We start from the raw sequence: 17,330 nt of genomic DNA, 5'->3' as shown, positions 1-17,330 counted from the left end.
GACTTAACCTAGAAGAAGAAGTGTACAAGAATCTTAGCACTTCCTGCCCTCTTAAGGTAAATTGATTCACCATAGTCACGGTCTTTTCTGAATATTAATTTTACAACATCGTCAACTGCCAGTTCAAGACTGATGGAATCCCTGAGCTTGTAAAAAGCACCTCCCTTAATTACAGGGCAGAGATCTACATCTTCACCAATAGTTTCGTAAAGTCCGGCATTAAAGCCCCAGTTTGCAAGGGAAGACTGAAAGTCAAGATTACCGCCGATTACATTTGAATATTCATTTGAAGGAACATGAAGGGCGTTATTCTTCCACTCAAGTTCTACAGTGAATATTTTCCATGAGAAAGAAAGGGCTGCCTGAGATATAAGAATAGTACGTTCCTTTTCTGTAAGTCCGTAAAGGTTTTCCGTACCGATTGTCTGTGAATAATCAGCTTCCCAGCTTCCGTTTCCAAAGGCTGTCTTTTTAAAAGTTGTACCTGCATCAAGAGTAAGCTTTGAACCAATAGGAAGACTGAGTTTTAAAGAACCAAACCAGTCAGTACTTTCTGATGGGAGAATTGAAGAAGCTGTAAAAAGATAAGCCTTTTCTGCATCAGAGTATTTTGTAAGTTCAGAAAGAAGACCTCCGGTAGCTTCTATAACAAGGTCACGGCTTCCGGCTTTGAAGGTTCCTGTAAAGTCAAGGGAGAATACAGGAAGGGCTGTGTTGCCTCCGATTTCATTACCAACAACTACACCACCGTCAGCAGCAATTTTAAGGAAATCATTTTTCCAGCCAAAGGCAAGGGTAAACTCTCCCCTGCTGATAAGGGAAGTGTCTTCACTGCCAGCTGTTGATTCACTGTTATAAAAGAATTCACACTGATAGTCAGAAAGAAAGGCAATGTTAAAGCCGTAGTTTTCCCACTGGGCTTTAAATACAGGATTTAAGAAGAAAACATCTCCGTCTTCCTGCTGGCTTAAAAGGGAACTTACTGAATCCTTGTTTTTACCTTCATAGCGGTTGTACCATTCAGCCTGGCCCCCAAGATTAAAGGCAAAACCATAAGGAAGCTTCCATTTAATATTGTCCTTAGTAGAAACTGTCTGATAGTTAATGTCATAAAAAGCTTCACTCTTTTCCTGAAGACCGTAAGCACTGTTGTCATAGGCTGCAGAAAAATCAAATACAAAGTTTTTAGTAGTAATTGTTTTTTCTCCACTAAGAAGGGTCCTGCGGTCAAAGTATCCTTCTGTAACATCATGTTTTCCGTAACCATTCTGGTTTTCATGAGAAAACTTAAGGGAGAAAGGATTATCACCACTGCTCTTATAGATAGAAAAATCTCCGGTAAAATATCCCGGAATACCTGCACCTATAAGACCATTTGCAAAAATCTGCTTGTCTGAGGCAGAAGAAAAATCTGCTTCCGGTTCATCATAAACATTACCTGTCTGAATTCCAGGGAGCTTAGGCATAGGAAGGTCTTCTGATTCAGATGGAAGTACATCTGAAAAATCAGGCACAGCATCTTTTCCGGCAGTAAGGGAATCACCTGTTACTGTAGTTGTAAGTTCCGGAAGGATAATCTTTTCTTCTTCATCTGCTGTCTGGGCAAAAAGGCCTGCAGTGCAAATAAGGGTCGCTGTTAATAAGGCAATTTTTTTCATATATATTATTCTCCGTAATTTGCTATGAGTTTCTGACTGCGCTTGTCATATTCTGAATCAGCATACAGTTCGTGAAGTTTTGCAGCTGTTGACCTGGCATCTCCCTGGTAACCTGCAAAATCAAAGGCTTCTACTGCACCATAAAGTACCCTCTGGGCAAGCTTATGGTTGGAAGTACCTACTGCATAATTGGCAGCCTTAAGGTAATAGTCAGCTGCACTTTTTGCATCACCGGAAGCCCTGTTGTACTGGGCAGCTATAAGGGCAGTTCTTGCGGCAAAAGCAGCTTCCCTGTTTTCGTTAGACTTTTTACTCTGAATTGCAAAAAGTTCTTCTGCAAGAATTGCTGCATCTTTCTGAGTAGAAGCATCTTCCCATAAAAGTTCACAAAGTTCTGTTCCAATAGCACGGCCTTTTTCTGTAGAAGATTTTCCTGCATCTTCATAATCTTTCTGAAGCCTTACACCCTTCTCGCTTTCTCCTGCAAGAAGTTTTTTAAGTTCATCAAGTTCTTCTGTAATTCCATCAGCCTTAGCTTCTACAGGAAAGTTCTGAACTATACTTCTTGCTTCTGCCAGAGCCAGATCATAGGAAGCCTGGGCACGGTAAAGTTCAGCAAGATTTTTCTGGGCACTGTAAATATAAGATGAATCAGGAAAAGCTTCCTTAAGAATCTTATACTGATTTACAGCACGGTTTGTCTGATTGTTCTTTGCATAACTGTCTGCAATAAAAAAATATGAGGCATCAAGAAAATTTCCTGATGGGAATTTTTTCTGATATTCAGTAAAGCGGCTTACTGCCTGAGGATATTCTCCCTTGGTATAGTAAAGTTCACCTCTCCTGAAGGAAGCTTCATCTGCAAGACTGGAAGAAGTAAAATTATTCTGAATGTCACGATAAAGACTGTCACTGTCTTCTATTTTATTAAGCTTTGCATAAAGACGGGCTGTTTCAAAACGGCACCTTACGCCAAAATCACTTTTTTCTTTAAGATAAGGATTAAGAACAGCTACAGCCTTTTCACTTTCTCCTGCATCTGAATAAATGGAAGCATAAAGTAAAACTGCATTTTCCTTCTGGTCTTTTGTCCTTGAAGCATCAACTGCCTTTTTTGCAAATTTTTCTGCTGTCTGCAAATCAGAATTCTGAAGGGCTGCTCTTGCTCCGACAACACAGGCATTCCATGCAAGGGAATGAGATGAATATTTCTGTACAAAAGTATTCAGCGATGTACAGGCAGAAAGAGACTGTCCGGTTTTATACTGAACATAGCCATTGTAGAACATGGCATAAGCTTCCATAGGTCTGTTCTTTACGGAAAGATACTTTGAAAAATATTTTTCCGCAGTTTTCCAGTCCCGGCGGTTAAAGGCAGAAAGGGCTGCCATATAATTTGCATCAGGAACTGTAGAATCAAGGGCTGCATCAAAGCTGGAAGTAAGGGCTCCTTCCAGGAAAAGAACCTTTGAAAAATCTGCCATCTGTTCTCCGTTAAGATAATCCCTGTGGGCACGATAAAGGGCTGCTGATTTTTCTGTCTTTCCGTTTCTTGCAAGAATCTGGGCATAAAGAAGATTAAGTTCATGACTTTCAAGTTTTCTGCCCTGAAGAATTTCTTCTGCCTTTTTATAATCACCCTTTTTATAAAGACTGAGGGCATATAAATAAAGGGAAGCCTGACTTACGCTTTTAGAATAAGCTTCACCTGCATTAAACAAAGCTTCGTCCCACTTACCTTCAAATGCATAGCTTCTTGCATATAAAAGGCGGTAGGCAGGATAGTATTCATCATCTTCAGACAGAGAAGATTTTACAACATAGTCATCAAGAATCTTTACTGTATTTGCTGAATCCAGTCTTGCCCTGTAAAGTCCGATAAGGGCTGTATAAGTTCCGCTGGAATCTGCACTTTCTGCATTATCAAGGTAAGTTTTGCATTTGGCATAATTTTTTTCTTCATAAGCATCTGCTGCAAAACGGGTCCAGAATTCTGCAAGAAGGGAATCATACTCCCTTAAGTTGCCCCTGGCTTTTTCAAGAACAGTTCCCGGATCTTCTCCAACTTCCTTTCTGTGAAGGGAAGCAACATTATAAGCTTTCTGTAAAGCAAGGGATGCCATTACAGAATCAGAACCGGAGAGAACCTTAACATACTGACCGTAAGCTTTTTTATACTGGCCTAGATTTTCGTAAGCTGAACCTGCATCAAGGGAAAGGCTGGCAGCTGTTATTTCATCCAGTTTTTTTGTATCAATGCGCTGGTATACATCAAGAAGCCTTTGATTTTTACCATCATTAAGGTAAGAATCAAAAAGCATAAGTACTACGGAATTAAAATCATCCGAAGAAAATTTATCTCCACCAGAAAGACAGGTTTCCAGAAGTTCAACAGCCTGTCCAAACTTATTCTGACTGTAAAAAACTCCGGCTGCATTCATAAGGGAAAGATAGTAATACTCTTCCAGGGAATCAGGCCGCCTGTTTCTGAAAATCCTGCAGGATTCATAAAAGGCATTTAATGCATAAGTGTCTTCCTGACGGGCTGCATAAGCTCTTCCAAGCCAGTAGAGGGAAGGACAAAGAAGGTCTTCATCTCCGGAAGCAAGCTGGCAGGCTTTTGTAAGGGAAAGGCAGGCATCTTCATAACGGCCCAGCCTGAAGTAGCTTCTGCCCTTAAAGGAAAGAGCCTTGCCTAAAAGCAGGGAACGGGGATATTCCTCTTCCATAGTAATGGCATACTCAATTGCAGCAGGAAAAGCTCCGCTGTAATAGGCAGACTTAATGTCACTGTATACCCTGGCATCGTTTGCAAAAATTCTTCCGCCGGCAAGCAGAAGTCCGGAAGCAAGAAGAAGTTTTACAGTAAATCCGGTCTTTTTAAAAACAGATATCAAAGAAATCTCCTTATTTAATTACGTGTTTATTCAGGTCAGCGTGGATAAAAATATTCCGACGACTTAACCCTGTTAAGATGAATGTAGGCATTTTTATAGAGGGAAAGATAATCTTCAAAAGATACTTCCTTACCGTTCATAAAAACAGCACAGTCAAACTTTCCTGAGTCATCAAAGTAAGGAAAGAAAACTGCAGTATCACTGAAGACAAATTCGTCATGCTTAATGGCAGAATGCTGTTTTACCGCTGCTATATAAAACCAGCCCGGTTCACGGACAGCAAGGACGTAAAGCATGGCCTTAAGATTTTTAAATTCATATCCTGTATCTGGAATATATCCGGTGTTATCTACGACTTTTCCATTCTGAATGTCAGAAGAAAAAATCTTTACGTTTACATCTACACCGCCGTTTTCAAAAGTAAAGCTGCGGCCTGTTCTTACGGAAACTGCCTTTGCTGCAAGATTCCTTACCCAGTCCAGGGCAAAAGTTATGCTGGCTTCCTGGGAGATAACTCCGTTTTTACTTGTTGAATCAAAGTAAACTGTAGGCTGCTCAAGTTCTGCTATGGCTGTGTTTTTTCCTGTTACAGGTTCTATGATTCCGTCTACAATCCATTTTATAAAGCCGGCTCCGCTTAAAGAAAGACGACCGTTGTCTTCCGGAATATATTCACTTCCGTCTTCTTCATTTATAAGGGTAAAGGGCTTGTTTTTAAGAATGGAATAAAGTTTTCCTTCTTCGTTGTAACAAAGGTCAGGAGCATAATCTATTGAAGGAATCTTTTCACGGATAATCTGAATCATGGTAAGAATATCCCTGTACTGTCCCGGAATAACTTCTACGTTTTTCCATGGAAGGGATTTTTCTGTCCAGCGGTGAATGTCAAGGAAAGAAGCTGTGTAAAGTCTGTTAAAAGGTACACCAATTGCTACGGATCTGGCCGCATACATACCAAGAATAATCATATCTCCGTAAGTCTTGCTGCCAACAGGTTTAAACTGAATGTAAACGGAAGCATCCTTATTAAAATACCACTGAATGTTTTCTGCTTTACCTGTAGCCTTGTTACGGGTTAAAACCCAGCTGCCGGGAGCACCCCGTTCATAGGCGGCAACCTGCATTGTCTGCTCACCGTCTTCATGAACAAAGGTAACTTCCTGATAGCCTCTTGGTGAAACTATGATGAAAATACTGTCAAAACCTTCTTCTGCACGAACCTGAAAAACGTTTCCAGTAGCGTCTTCATACAGTTCAGGATTTTTTTTCTGAAGTTCACTGACAGGGGCTGTAAACCAGCTGTCAATAATCCTGCTTCTTATTTCAGATGAATCCGGCAGGCTGCCTAAAAGATAGTCAGCAAATACCGGAATAACATTCAGCAAGGCAAAAGAAATAATACAGAAAACTTTTTTCATCACTTTCATTATTCGTCCTGATATTTTATACCGAAAGGGGCGCATCCTGCATTGCAACCGGTTCCGGATCAATGAATGCTGCACCTTCAGGAAGCCTTATTTCCGGCTTAAGAACTTTGTGATCCGGTGTATGAATCATTCCGTCCTTTTCTTCGTCAGGGTGCTTTCCTGCAGGAGAGTTACTGAGAAGAAGCTTAAGTCGGTTAAGCTGGTTTACTTCTGAAGAACCCGGGTCGTAATCGATGGCAGAAATATTTGCATCAGGATAACGGCGGCGGAGTTCCTTAATCATACCCTTACCTGTTACATGGTTAGGAAGACAGGCAAAAGGCTGAACACAGGCAATACTTGGAGCACCGGTATGAATAAGTTCTACCATTTCTGCAGTAAGGAACCATCCTTCTCCGGTAATGTTACCAAGCTGTACGATATCATCTACACCCTTCTGCATATCCCAGATGAGGGCTGGAGGATCAAAACGGTGACTCTTTCTAAGCTGTTTCTTCATGTACTTTCTGAAAAGTTCAAGAAGCCATACAAGAAGCTTTGAGTTACGTTCTTCTTTCTTAGGGAAAGCAAGTTCCCTGTGGCGGAATGGACCTTCTGCAAGACAATAGAATACAAAGTCTGCAAGATCAGGCATTACACATTCAGCACCTTCACGCTCAATTGTATTAACGATATCGTTGTTGGCTGTAGGATGGAACTTAACAAGGATTTCTCCTACAACACCTACACGAGGCTTTTTAATTGGAAGAAGAGGAAGTCTGTCAAAGTCACGGATAATTCCCCTGATTACCTTATGATAGGTAAAGGTATTCATATTCCTGAGCTTTTCTTCACAAATGCCGTTCCATTTTTCATAAAGGGCATTGGCACTGCCTGGAACTGCTTCGTAAGGTCTTGTTCTGTAAAGTACCCTCATAAGAAGGTCACCAAGCATTACAGAACGGAAACACCTCTTAATCATGGACAGTGAATAAGTCCATCCAGGGTTTGTTTCAAGTCCCTGAGTGCTCATGGAAATTACAGGAATATGGGCAAGACCTGCATCTGCAAGGGCACGGCGGATAAATCCGATATAGTTTGTAGCACGGCAGCCACCACCTGTCTGGGTAATAAGAAGGCTGACGTTGTTAAGGTCATATTTACCGCTCTGAAGGGCATGAATCATCTGACCTGCAACCAGGATTGAAGGATAGCAGGCATCATTGTTTACATACTTAAGTCCTGTTTCTACAGCTCCCGGATCAACGGCATCAAGAACAACAAAGTTGTAACCTGAATACTGCATTGCCCTCTGTAAAAGGCGGAAGTGAATAGGACTCATCTGAGGTGCAAGAATTGTATGCTTGTACTTCATTTCTTTAGTAAAGATCTGACGCTGATATGCAGCACTCTTAACTACAGGCTTAATTCTGTTACGTTCACGGGCTTTAACGGCTGCAATAAGGGAACGGATACGGATACGGACTGCACCAAGGTTGCTTCCTTCGTCGATCTTAATAAGGGTATACATGCGGCTCTTTGCCTTCATGATTTCGTCAACCTGATCTGCTGTTACGGCATCAAGACCACAACCAAAAGAAGTAAGCTGTACAAGTTCCAGGTTAGGCATTCCGTTAACAAAGGATGCTGCACGGTAAAGTCGGTTATGGTAAGTCCACTGGTCTACAATACGGAGAGGACGTTCGATTTTTCCAAAGTGAGCTACAGAATCTTCTGTAAATACTGCAAGGCCAAGACCGTTAATCATTTCCGGAATACCATGGTTGATTTCCGGATCAAGGTGATATGGACGTCCTGCAAGAACTACACCATTTGCACCACGGCGGATGATTTCTTCAAGAGTTTCTTCACCTTTTTCCTGTACATCATGGCGGAATTTTTCCTGTTCAAGCCAGCCGGCATGTACCGCATCCTTTACCTGATCATAAGTAAGGTTCTTAAAGTGAGGCTTAAGTACTTCGTAAAGACGCTCACCAAGACGCTTTTCGTCATAGATAGGGAGGAAAGGATTAAGGAAGGTTATGCTGGAATCCTGACGGAGGGCATCAATATTGTTGCGGAGAACTTCAGGATAACTTGTAACGATAGGACAGTTATAGTGGTTGCCTGCCCCGGAATCTTCCTTGGTTTCGTAAGGAGCACAAGGATAGAATATAAATTTAACTCCTGATTTAAGGAGACTTTCTACATGACCATGGGAAATCTTTCCAGGGTAACATACAGATTCAGATGGAATTGTTTCAAGACCCTTTTCGTAAACTGCACGGCTGGAACGTGGAGAAAGACGAACCCTGAATCCAAGTTTTGTAAAGAAAGTAAACCAGAGAGGGTAATTTTCGTACATATTAAGTACACGTGGAATACCTACATCACCCATTGTTGCTTCTTCAGGACGAAGAGGAACATAGTGGAAGAGTCTCTTGTACTTCCATTCAAAGAGGTTTGGAAGATTCTTGTTGTCATCATCGTCAGAAGTAAGGGTATTTGCCTTGTTGCTGGCATCTACAACCTTTGACTTGTCTTCATCAAGTTCAGCACCACGTTCACAACGGTTTCCTGTAATGAACTTGCGTACTGCACGGGTAGAAGAACCTTCATCTCCGTCTGTAGAGAAGGTATTAATAGTAAGGAGACAGTTATTTGAACACTTACCGCAGCGGCGGAGTTCCAGGTCTACCTTAAAGCTTTCAAGCTGTTCAAGATTTGCAATATTTGACTTAACGAATTTTGGTGTCTGGTCAGGATCATCCGGCTTAGGACGACGGAGATCTTCCCACTGGTCCTGGGCTATAAGGGCAGAACCATAGGCACCCATAAGGCCGGCAACATCAGGACGAAATACATTTACTCCTGCAATCTTTTCAAAAGCACGGAGAACTGCATCGTTATTAAAGGTACCACCCTGAACAACTACCTTGGAACCAATATCTGAAGCCTTTCTAAGCTTAATTACCTTAAAGAGGGCATTTTTAATAACGGAATAAGAAAGTCCGGCAGAAATATCAGCAACTTCTGCACCTTCCTTCTGGGCCTGCTTTACACGGCTGTTCATAAATACAGTACAGCGGGTACCAAGGTCTACAGGCTTTTTGGCAAGAAGGGCTATTTTACTGAAGTCCCTTACATTCATACCCATTGTATGGGCAAAGTTATCAAGGAAGGAACCACAACCTGCGGAACAGGCTTCATTAAGCTGAATTGAAACAATGGCACCGTCCTTCATACGAAGACACTTCATGTCCTGTCCACCAATATCAAGGAGGAATTCAACACCAGGAACAAAGAAATCAGCTGCACGGTAATGGGTAATTGTTTCTACTTCGCCTGCATCTACACCTAAAGCGGCCTGGAAAAGAGCTTCTCCATAACCGGTAGAAACTGCACGGGCAATATATACATCCTTTGGAAGAATCTTATAAAGGTCTTTAAGTACGCGGACTGCAAGGTCTACAGGGTTTCCGGCATTAACGTCATAGAATCTCCAGAGAATACGTCCCTTTGTATCTGTAAGAACGGCCTTTGTTGTAGTAGAACCGGCATCAAGGCCAAGGAATACAGGACCTTTTGTCTCTTCAAGCTTGCCGGTAAGGGCTTTTTCTGTAGAGTGACGCTTGTTGAACTCGTCAATTTCTTCCTGAGTATTAAAAAGAGGTTCAAGACGCTGAACTTCCTGCATTTCTGCCCCTACAAGGTTTGAAAGGCTATCACGGAATTCTGCAATTGTAGGGAAAGTCCTCTGTTTTTCCTGAGGATTAAGGCATCTTACAGTTCTTTCTGCTGAATATGCTGCACCGCTGGCAACAAAAAGCTGGCTGTTATCAGGAACAATAGTTTCTTCTTCTGTAAGCTTAAGGGTTACGATAAAGCGCTGGCGGAGCTGATCAAGAAAGTGAAGAGGTCCACCAAGGAAGGCAACGTGACCGCGGATAGGCTTACCGCAGGCAAGTCCTGAAATAGTCTGGGATACTACAGCCTGAAAAATGGAAGCTGCAATATCTTCACGGCGGGCACCCTCGTTAATAAGAGGCTGTACGTCTGTCTTGGCAAATACACCACAGCGGGCTGCAATAGGATAAATTGTAGTTGCTCCACGGGCAAGTTCATTAAGGCCGGAAGCATCTGTTTCAAGAAGGGCTGCCATCTGGTCAATAAAGGCTCCTGTACCACCGGCACAGGTACCATTCATGCGCTGCTCTACACCACCCTTAAAATATGTAATTTTGGCGTCTTCACCACCAAGTTCAATTACAACATCTGTCTGAGGAATAATCTTTTTTACTGCAGTTGTAGCAGCTACTACTTCCTGAATAAAAGGAATGTTAAGCCACTGGGATACTGAAAATCCTCCGGAACCTGTTACCTTTACACTAACAGTCTGCTTTTCTCCGGCAGGGAATTTACTTATAACAGTATCAAAGGCATTGTTTACAACCTGAATGATTGTGTTTCTGATATCAGCACGGTGTCTTTCATAAGCCCCGTACAAGAGCTCGTCATTATCTCCTAAAATTACTACTTTTACGGTTGTTGAACCAACGTCAATACCCATGCGTACTGGTTTTACTACAGGTGTCATGGACGAAACGTTAAGCTGTGAATTCTCCATACAAAAAATCTCCACAAAAAGGCATATTTATAGAATAAACTAATCTTCAACAAATGAAAGTGCTGCCATTATTTAAACAGCCACAACATAGTCAATGTACAAGTTTATAAAGAATCTGATTAAAACTCAAGGGTTTTAATGAGAATGAAATTTTGTCTTAAAGTTTAGCTTTTTAAGCAGATTTTAAGGCTCTTTACAGGAAACAGGCAGTTCACGGCTTATAATATAGAAGATAAAAAGCTGTCCACTTTATAAAATATTATCAAAGTTTTATACTCATTCCATGAGCAATAATGATGACAAAGCTTCTGTTCAGACAGAAAAGAAAAAATCCCGGTCACTTCTTTCAAAGGGCTTATCCCTTTCACTTCTTACATTAATTTCCAGAGTCCTGGGACTTATAAGGGAAATGACAAAATCCCGCTTTTTAGGAACAAGCAGTCTTTCTGACGCATTTACAAATGCCTTTATGATACCTAACCTTTTCAGGCGTCTTTTTGCAGAAAACTCTGTTTCCGTAGCCTTTATTCCAACCTTTAAGGGCTATCTTGAAGAAGAATCAGGGGAAGACGGTAAAAAAAGAACCCAGCAGTTCATTAATTCAACCTTTACACTGGTAACTTTCTCTACAGTGCTTTTTGTAACCCTGGGAATGATTTTTACACCATGGATTCTCCGTATATTTTACAAAAACCAGTCAGCTATAAGTGAAGCTGCTGTCCTTACCCGTATAATGTTTCCTTACCTGGTGGTAATTTCAATAGCTGCATTTTTTCAGGGAATACTTAACGGCCTTAAGATTTTTTCTCCTTCAGGCTTTACACCTATTCTCTTTAATTCAATTGTAATTACTGCCACCTACCTGCTTGCTCCCCTTACAAAAAATCCTGCAAGGGCCATGGCAATTGGTGTAATAAGCGGAGGAAGCGTACAGTGTCTTTTTCAGCTGCCTTTTGTATTAAAAAACGGCTGGAAGATCAGCTTTACTTCACTTAAAAATGCCTTTACTAATCCTGGAACAAAAAAAGTTCTTTTATTAATAGGACCTACAATTATCGGAATGGCAGGTTATCAGGTAAATGACCTGGTTTCTTCTGCCCTGGCAACAAGAGCAGGGACCGGTGTTGTATCTTCCCTGCAGTATTCCCTCAGGCTTCAGGAACTTATTCTGGGTATTTGTGCCGTAACCATTGGTACAGTTATTCTTCCTGACCTTACCGGCTTTGTAAAAAAACAGCTGTGGGCAGATTTTAATTCAATGCTGGCTGCTGCAATCAAAATAATGACCCTTATTTCCATTCCAATTACTTTTTACGGAATAGTTATGGGAGATTCCCTTATTACTTTAGTTTATGCTTCCGGAAAATTTGATGCCTCTTCCATTAAACAAACCACAGCAGTATTTCATTTTCATATAGCAGGACTTTTATTTATTGCCCTTAACAGAATTTTAGGACCAGCTTTTTATGCCCAGTCCGATACAAAAAGTCCTACCCTGGCAGGGCTTATTAATTTTGGAGTAAACATTCTTCTTGCTTCACTTCTGGTGAATAAATATGAAGGAAAGGGAATTGCCTTTGCCCTTACGGCTGCAAGTTTTGTAAACACAGTTATGCTTTTTATTTTCTTCAGGAAAAATGCTTTTATCGAAACTAAAAAAATAATAGGCGGCAGTATTCTTTATGCAGTTAAGATTGCTCTTTTCTCCGGTCTTTCAATAATTCCACTTATTCTTTTTAAGAATAAACTTCTGGATATTTTTGCAGGACACGGACGTTTTATTTCTGCAGGTTTTCCTGTAGCAATCAGCGTAGCAGTATTTGCCTTCTGTGGAATTTTCCTTCTTGTAATTACAAAGGATTCAATATTAAAGGCAGCCCTTTCAAAAATAAGACGAAGATAAAAATAATTATAAAGAGGTTTTTATATGACAGATTTAGATTCAATTTTTAAGGCACGCAGGCAGAAGGTTTATGCCTGGATGAAAGAACATGACATTGCAGCTGCTGTTTTTCATGACAGTGAAGACGGCAGGGATGTTTCCGTAAGATATCTTACCGGTCACCCTAATGATGCAGTACTTGTACTTCATTCAAAGGGCCAAGCTGTTCTTATTCCATGGGATGTAAACCTTGCTTCTCAGAAAGCCCACGCAGACAGGGTTATTCCATACACAGATTTTGAAAGGGATTACCTTACCAGTGTAAAGGCAATTCTGGCTCAGTTTGACGGAGACTTTACAGGGGCTTCTTCAGAAAAAAGGCTGGCTCTTCCAGATGTAACAACTCATGTAGAATTCCTTAAATTCAAAAATGAAATTAAAGACTGGGATGTTTTCTGCAGTGAAAATTCCGTACATGACTTTGTAGAAGAATGCAGGGCCGTTAAAGATGAATACGAGATTCAGTGTACCCGTAAAGCCTGCTCTATTACAGATGCCATGACTGACGAAATAGAAAAAATGCTTAAAAGCGGTAAAGCCCTTACAGAAGCAGATGTGGCACTTTTTGCAGAAGGCTACCTTAGACAGGAAGGAGCAGAAAGAACTAGCTTTGATACTTTATCAGCAGGTCCATCCCGCTCCTTTGCAATTCATGCCTTCCCTGGATATACAGGTGGAAGCTGGGGAAGCAAAGGTTTAAGTATTCTTGATTATGGTGTCTGCTATGAAGGTTACGCTTCTGACTGTACTATAACTGTAGCAAGGGGTCCTCTTGAAAAAGAACAGGAAAAACTTCTTGAACTTGTACAGACTGCTGCTGATGAATGCCGCAAGCTTTACATGCCTGGTAAAAAAATCATAGATGCTGCCCGTAAGGCAGATGAGATTTTTGCAGCTGCAGGCAAAAAAATGCCCCATGGTCTTGGCCACGGGACAGGTCTTGAAATTCATGAAGCTCCATTTATCAGCATGAGGGCTGCAGAAGACAAGGTATTTGTACCAGGCAATATCATTACTCTGGAACCTGGTCTTTACGATCCTGAACTTGGGGGAACCCGTCTTGAAAATGACGTACTTATAACTGCCACTTCAAACGAGCTCCTTACCCGTTCAAGAATCATGTATTTGTAATCTTTTCAAACATGCGCTCAACTTCTTTTTCCAGCTTTCCGGCCTTTTCCTTGTCAGGAAGTTCATAGACCAGAGGAAGCATGGAATTAAGGAGGGTGAGCGCAAGCTTTTTCTTATCAAAGTTAACGCCGGAAATATCATCATCACCAAGCTGATCACGAATGGCACTTGCCTGAGCAAGAAGACCACGCTTTCCACTACGGCGGGCAATAATAAATTCAAGCTGAAGGTTTGTACGGCTTCTTAAGAAGGCATCTGATTTACCATCAGGCAAAAACTGTGAGAAAGCCTTAAGGTTCTGGAAGAGCTTGCTTGTAAGGCTGAACTTTTGTGAAGTTTCGTACTCTGTAAGTTCATCTACAACTTTACGGATAGTATCTGCTGCCATTTCATAAGGATCTTCTTCCGGACGGACAGCAGGCTGACTTTCTGCAAAGGCAAGTTCTTCAGGAGTAATTGCAGGCCAGTCCAGTTCTTCATCGTCATTATCCTCTGACGCTTCTGATGCAATCTGATGAGCCATGGAATCAATATCATCAGCAGGGGAATCTTCAGGATTTATATCAGCAGAAGTTTCTGATTCACCTTCTCCACCTGCAGTCTGACCGGCAGAATCTTCTGCGTTTACATCTGCGTTTTCTGCATTTACGTCTGTATCATCGGCATTTACATCTGCTGCAGTTTCAGATTCAGGAAGAGAATCTCCTGCTATATCTTCATCCATAAAATCAGCAGCATCTTCTGCAGGAGGAACTTCTTCCAGTGACTTTTCATCAGGATCTTCCTGCATCATGTCATAGGCATCCTTCATCTGATCTTCACTGTCAAACATAGGTTCTTCATAAGGAGCATCCTCCATGTCATTGTCAGACATGATTGAATCAGGAGAACCGCTTTGCTTTAAAAGATCTTCATCATCAATAAGGTCATCTGCAGAATCATAATCCGGTCCTTTATCATGAGGCTGGGACTGGTTGTAATCAAACTCATCTGCTGCATCTTCAAGTTCGTCTTCGCTGAACAAAGGTTCAACTTCCTGACTTAAATCAGCTGCATCTTCATGAGCAGGACTGTCATCTGCAGTAAAGACAGGTCCCTTATCTGCAGAATCTTCATCATCTGCAGGCATTAAATCATCATCCATGTTCCGGATGGTATCTTCATCTTCACTATCATCCCTCATGTAAGGAGGAAGGTTTTTATTATCAGGCTGAGGATTATAGTCTTCTTCCGGCTGACTCTCCATGTCTGATTGAGGATTATATTTTTCTTCATCAGCTTCCGGCATTACTTGCTCAGCTTTTGATGGCTGCTGACTCTGAAGAGCATCTTCGTTTTTCTTTTCTGCTGCATCCTTAAGCTGCTGGCGGGCATCCTGAAGTTCTTTTGCAAGATCCTGAAGTTTTTTTAATTCTTCATTACGCTTTGCATTCTGTTCATCTTCATATTTTTGAAGACGTTCCATTTCCTGATCCTTGTTCTCTTTCTGCTGACGAGCAAGCTGGTCCCTGGCATCCTGAAGTTCCTTTGCAAGGTCCTGAAGTTTCTGGAGTTCTTCGTTTCTTTTCTGGTTAAAAAGTTCATCCTGAGGAGAATAAGAAGGCTCCTGTGGCTGTGGCTGAGGAGGCTGTGGCTGTGGCTGTGGAGGTGGAGGAGCATAGGCATCTTCCTTTGGCTGCTGGTAAGGATTATCTCTATATGGATCTTCCCTGTAAGGATCATTCTGAGGCTGAGGACGCTGAGGACGCTGACTGGCATAAGGATTTTGTTCATTGTCCCTCTTTGGAGGATAATCATTCTGAAAGTCATCCATGCCGTCACTTAATTCAAATGGAGAATCATTCTTTTTATGAGGAGTAATGTCTTCCGGAGAAAACATGTTATCCATATTGTCTTCAGATGGTCCCTTTATTGAATCTGAACCAAAGGAATTATTGGCAAAGAAATCTTCATCATCCTCATCTTCAAGAGCATCAAGACGGTCTTCGTATTTATCCGTATTGTCAGCAAGGATTTCCTGATCAAGTTTACCTGAATCAAATATATCTTCTGCAGAAGAAGTATCGTCGGTAAGTTTTTCAAAATCATAGGGCTGACGGTTTCTGAATTCTTCTTCCGGCGTAAGTTTCCTTTCTTCTTTAGAAGAGTCTTCCTTTACAAATTCTGCACCTATTTCTTCTTTTTCTGGGGAAGGCTCTACAGAAGCAATTTCTGAATTAATAAAGTCTTCTGACTTTTCTTCCTGCTGTTCATTTTTCTTTTCTAAAAGCATTTTGTCATTTATATGCTCAATGCCTTTTTTTGCAGTCTTACTGTCTTTATCAAGTTCTCCAATCTGCCTGTAATACTCATAGGAATCTGCAAGATTACCAAGCTTTTCTGAAGTTTCTGCCAGATTCTTTAATACCTGAGTATCTTCCGGATTTTTTTCATTAAACTTTTTGTAGTATTTTTCTGCCTTATCAAGATTACCTACCTGAGAAAATCTCTTTGCACAGTCTTTATAAAAGTCACTGTACTCAGGTTCCTTTTCGCTTATTTTCTTAAGGCACTGAAGGGCTTTTTCTTCTTCATCCTTACAGATGTAATACTGGCTCAGAAGATTAAGGGTCTTTGCATCTTCAGGATTTTCATTCCACAGTTTCTGGATTTTTTTACTGGCATCATCAATTTTGTTTGCACTTAAAAGAATTGATGCGTACTGATGCTGAACATTTGAATTTTCAGGTTCAAGGCGTTCAAGATGTTCCATTGTGTGAATGGCTTCTTCATTTTTTCCTGTGACTTCATAATTATCAGCAAGGGCAGAAAGAGCCTTTACATTGTCAGGGTCATAATTAAGGGCGGTTTTAAATTCCTTTTCTGCCCCATCATATTCATTCTGCTTATATAAAACCTTTCCCATTTTAGTATGCATGTCTACATTTTTAGGATTAAGGTCTATGGCATTTTTTACCATCTGGCCTGCTTCTTTTGTTCTGTTTTTTGTAAGAAGCATGTCTGCATAGGAATCAACTGCATCTATCCAGCCCGGCTTTGTTTTAAGGGCCATTTCATACTGGGTTTCTGCAAGATTATATTTACCAATCTTACTGTAGCTGTCTGCAAGATTAAGGTGAAGGACAGGATGATTAGGATCTATCTTTAATCCCTTAAGGTACCAGGAAATTGCTTCTTCATTTTTATTTTCTGCAGCATAAACAGCACCTATATGATTAAGGGCAAGAACATCCTGAGGGTTTTCATTTACAACTTTTTTAAAACATGAAATGGCTTCTTCGTTCATTCCCATAAGCTTGTAGGTAAAGCCCATGTTGTAAAAAATCTGTGTATTGTTTTCGTCTACGATAATTGCTTTTTCAAGAACGGCAATTGATTCTTCATAACGCTTCATTCTTCTGTAAATGGCACCCATATTGTTAAGGGCATTTACATTATCAGGACGAAGAATGATTATCCGGTTAAAAACTTCAAGAGCCTGGGCATCCTGACCACTTTTAACATACATTTCTGCCAGGTTTTTAAGCAGGCCTACGTTTTCAGGATCATCCTTAAGCATAGTGGTATAAATTCTTGATGCTGTATTGTAGTCTCGGGCAAGAACAGCGGATTTAGCTCTATCTATCATTACTGAATTAGAATTCACCATATTTTATCTCCAAATAATCA

The 17,330-nt window shown here is 41.0% G+C and carries 7 protein-coding genes; 2 read left to right on the top strand and 5 right to left on the bottom strand.

The features are described 5' to 3' along the window. Positions 1-8 precede the first annotated feature (8 nt). Genes K6D58_RS00470 through K6D58_RS00455 form a run of 4 tightly spaced genes read right to left on the bottom strand, consistent with a single transcriptional unit; the run spans position 9 to position 10,588 of the window. The gene (locus tag K6D58_RS00470; protein WP_296826437.1) at positions 9-1,658 is read right to left on the bottom strand and encodes a hypothetical protein; all 1,650 of its coding nucleotides are present in this window, start codon (positions 1,656-1,658) and stop codon (positions 9-11) included. Between the two features lie 5 nt (positions 1,659-1,663). Further along, entirely contained in the window at positions 1,664-4,555 is a 2,892-nt protein-coding gene (locus tag K6D58_RS00465) for a tetratricopeptide repeat protein (RefSeq protein ID WP_296826435.1), read from the bottom strand. 35 nt (positions 4,556-4,590) lie between these two features. Then, complete coding sequence (locus tag K6D58_RS00460; RefSeq protein WP_296826433.1) at positions 4,591-5,973, bottom strand: hypothetical protein; 1,383 nt, start codon at positions 5,971-5,973, stop codon at positions 4,591-4,593. A 25-nt stretch (positions 5,974-5,998) separates the two neighbouring features. Then, entirely contained in the window at positions 5,999-10,588 is a 4,590-nt protein-coding gene (locus K6D58_RS00455) for a 2-hydroxyacyl-CoA dehydratase (protein ID WP_296826431.1), read from the bottom strand. A 283-nt stretch (positions 10,589-10,871) separates the two neighbouring features. On the opposite strand from K6D58_RS00455, the gene murJ reads away from it, so the two are divergent. Next, on the top strand, positions 10,872-12,491 hold the full coding sequence (murJ, locus tag K6D58_RS00450; protein WP_296826429.1) for a murein biosynthesis integral membrane protein MurJ: 1,620 nt from the start codon (positions 10,872-10,874) through the stop codon (positions 12,489-12,491). 24 nt (positions 12,492-12,515) lie between these two features. Further along, on the top strand, positions 12,516-13,661 hold the full coding sequence (locus tag K6D58_RS00445; RefSeq protein ID WP_296826427.1) for a M24 family metallopeptidase: 1,146 nt from the start codon (positions 12,516-12,518) through the stop codon (positions 13,659-13,661). Here K6D58_RS00445 and K6D58_RS00440 read toward each other — a convergent pair. Continuing rightward, positions 13,648-17,310 (bottom strand): tetratricopeptide repeat protein, encoded by a 3,663-nt coding sequence (locus K6D58_RS00440; protein WP_296826425.1) that lies wholly within the window; start codon positions 17,308-17,310, stop codon positions 13,648-13,650. The genes K6D58_RS00445 and K6D58_RS00440 overlap by 14 nt on opposite strands. Positions 17,311-17,330 lie beyond the last annotated feature (20 nt).

The organism is Treponema sp., assembly GCF_024696245.1.
Lineage (GTDB): Bacteria > Spirochaetota > Spirochaetia > Treponematales > Treponemataceae > Treponema_D.
Note: the sequence above shows the minus strand (reverse complement) of the source record. Positions and strands in the feature narration are given on the sequence as shown.

What these genes read in the sequence shown, in the direction of transcription:
- K6D58_RS00470 (WP_296826437.1), bottom strand. Translation starts at nt 1,658, where the DNA reads ATGAAAAAAATTGCCTTATTAACAGCGACCCTTATTTGCACTGCAGGC.
- K6D58_RS00460 (WP_296826433.1), bottom strand. Translation starts at nt 5,973, where the DNA reads ATGAAAAAAGTTTTCTGTATTATTTCTTTTGCCTTGCTGAATGTTATT.
- K6D58_RS00455 (WP_296826431.1), bottom strand. Translation starts at nt 10,588, where the DNA reads ATGGAGAATTCACAGCTTAACGTTTCGTCCATGACACCTGTAGTAAAA.
- murJ (WP_296826429.1), top strand. Translation starts at nt 10,872, where the DNA reads ATGAGCAATAATGATGACAAAGCTTCTGTTCAGACAGAAAAGAAAAAA.
- K6D58_RS00445 (WP_296826427.1), top strand. Translation starts at nt 12,516, where the DNA reads ATGACAGATTTAGATTCAATTTTTAAGGCACGCAGGCAGAAGGTTTAT.
- K6D58_RS00440 (WP_296826425.1), bottom strand. Translation starts at nt 17,310, where the DNA reads ATGGTGAATTCTAATTCAGTAATGATAGATAGAGCTAAATCCGCTGTT.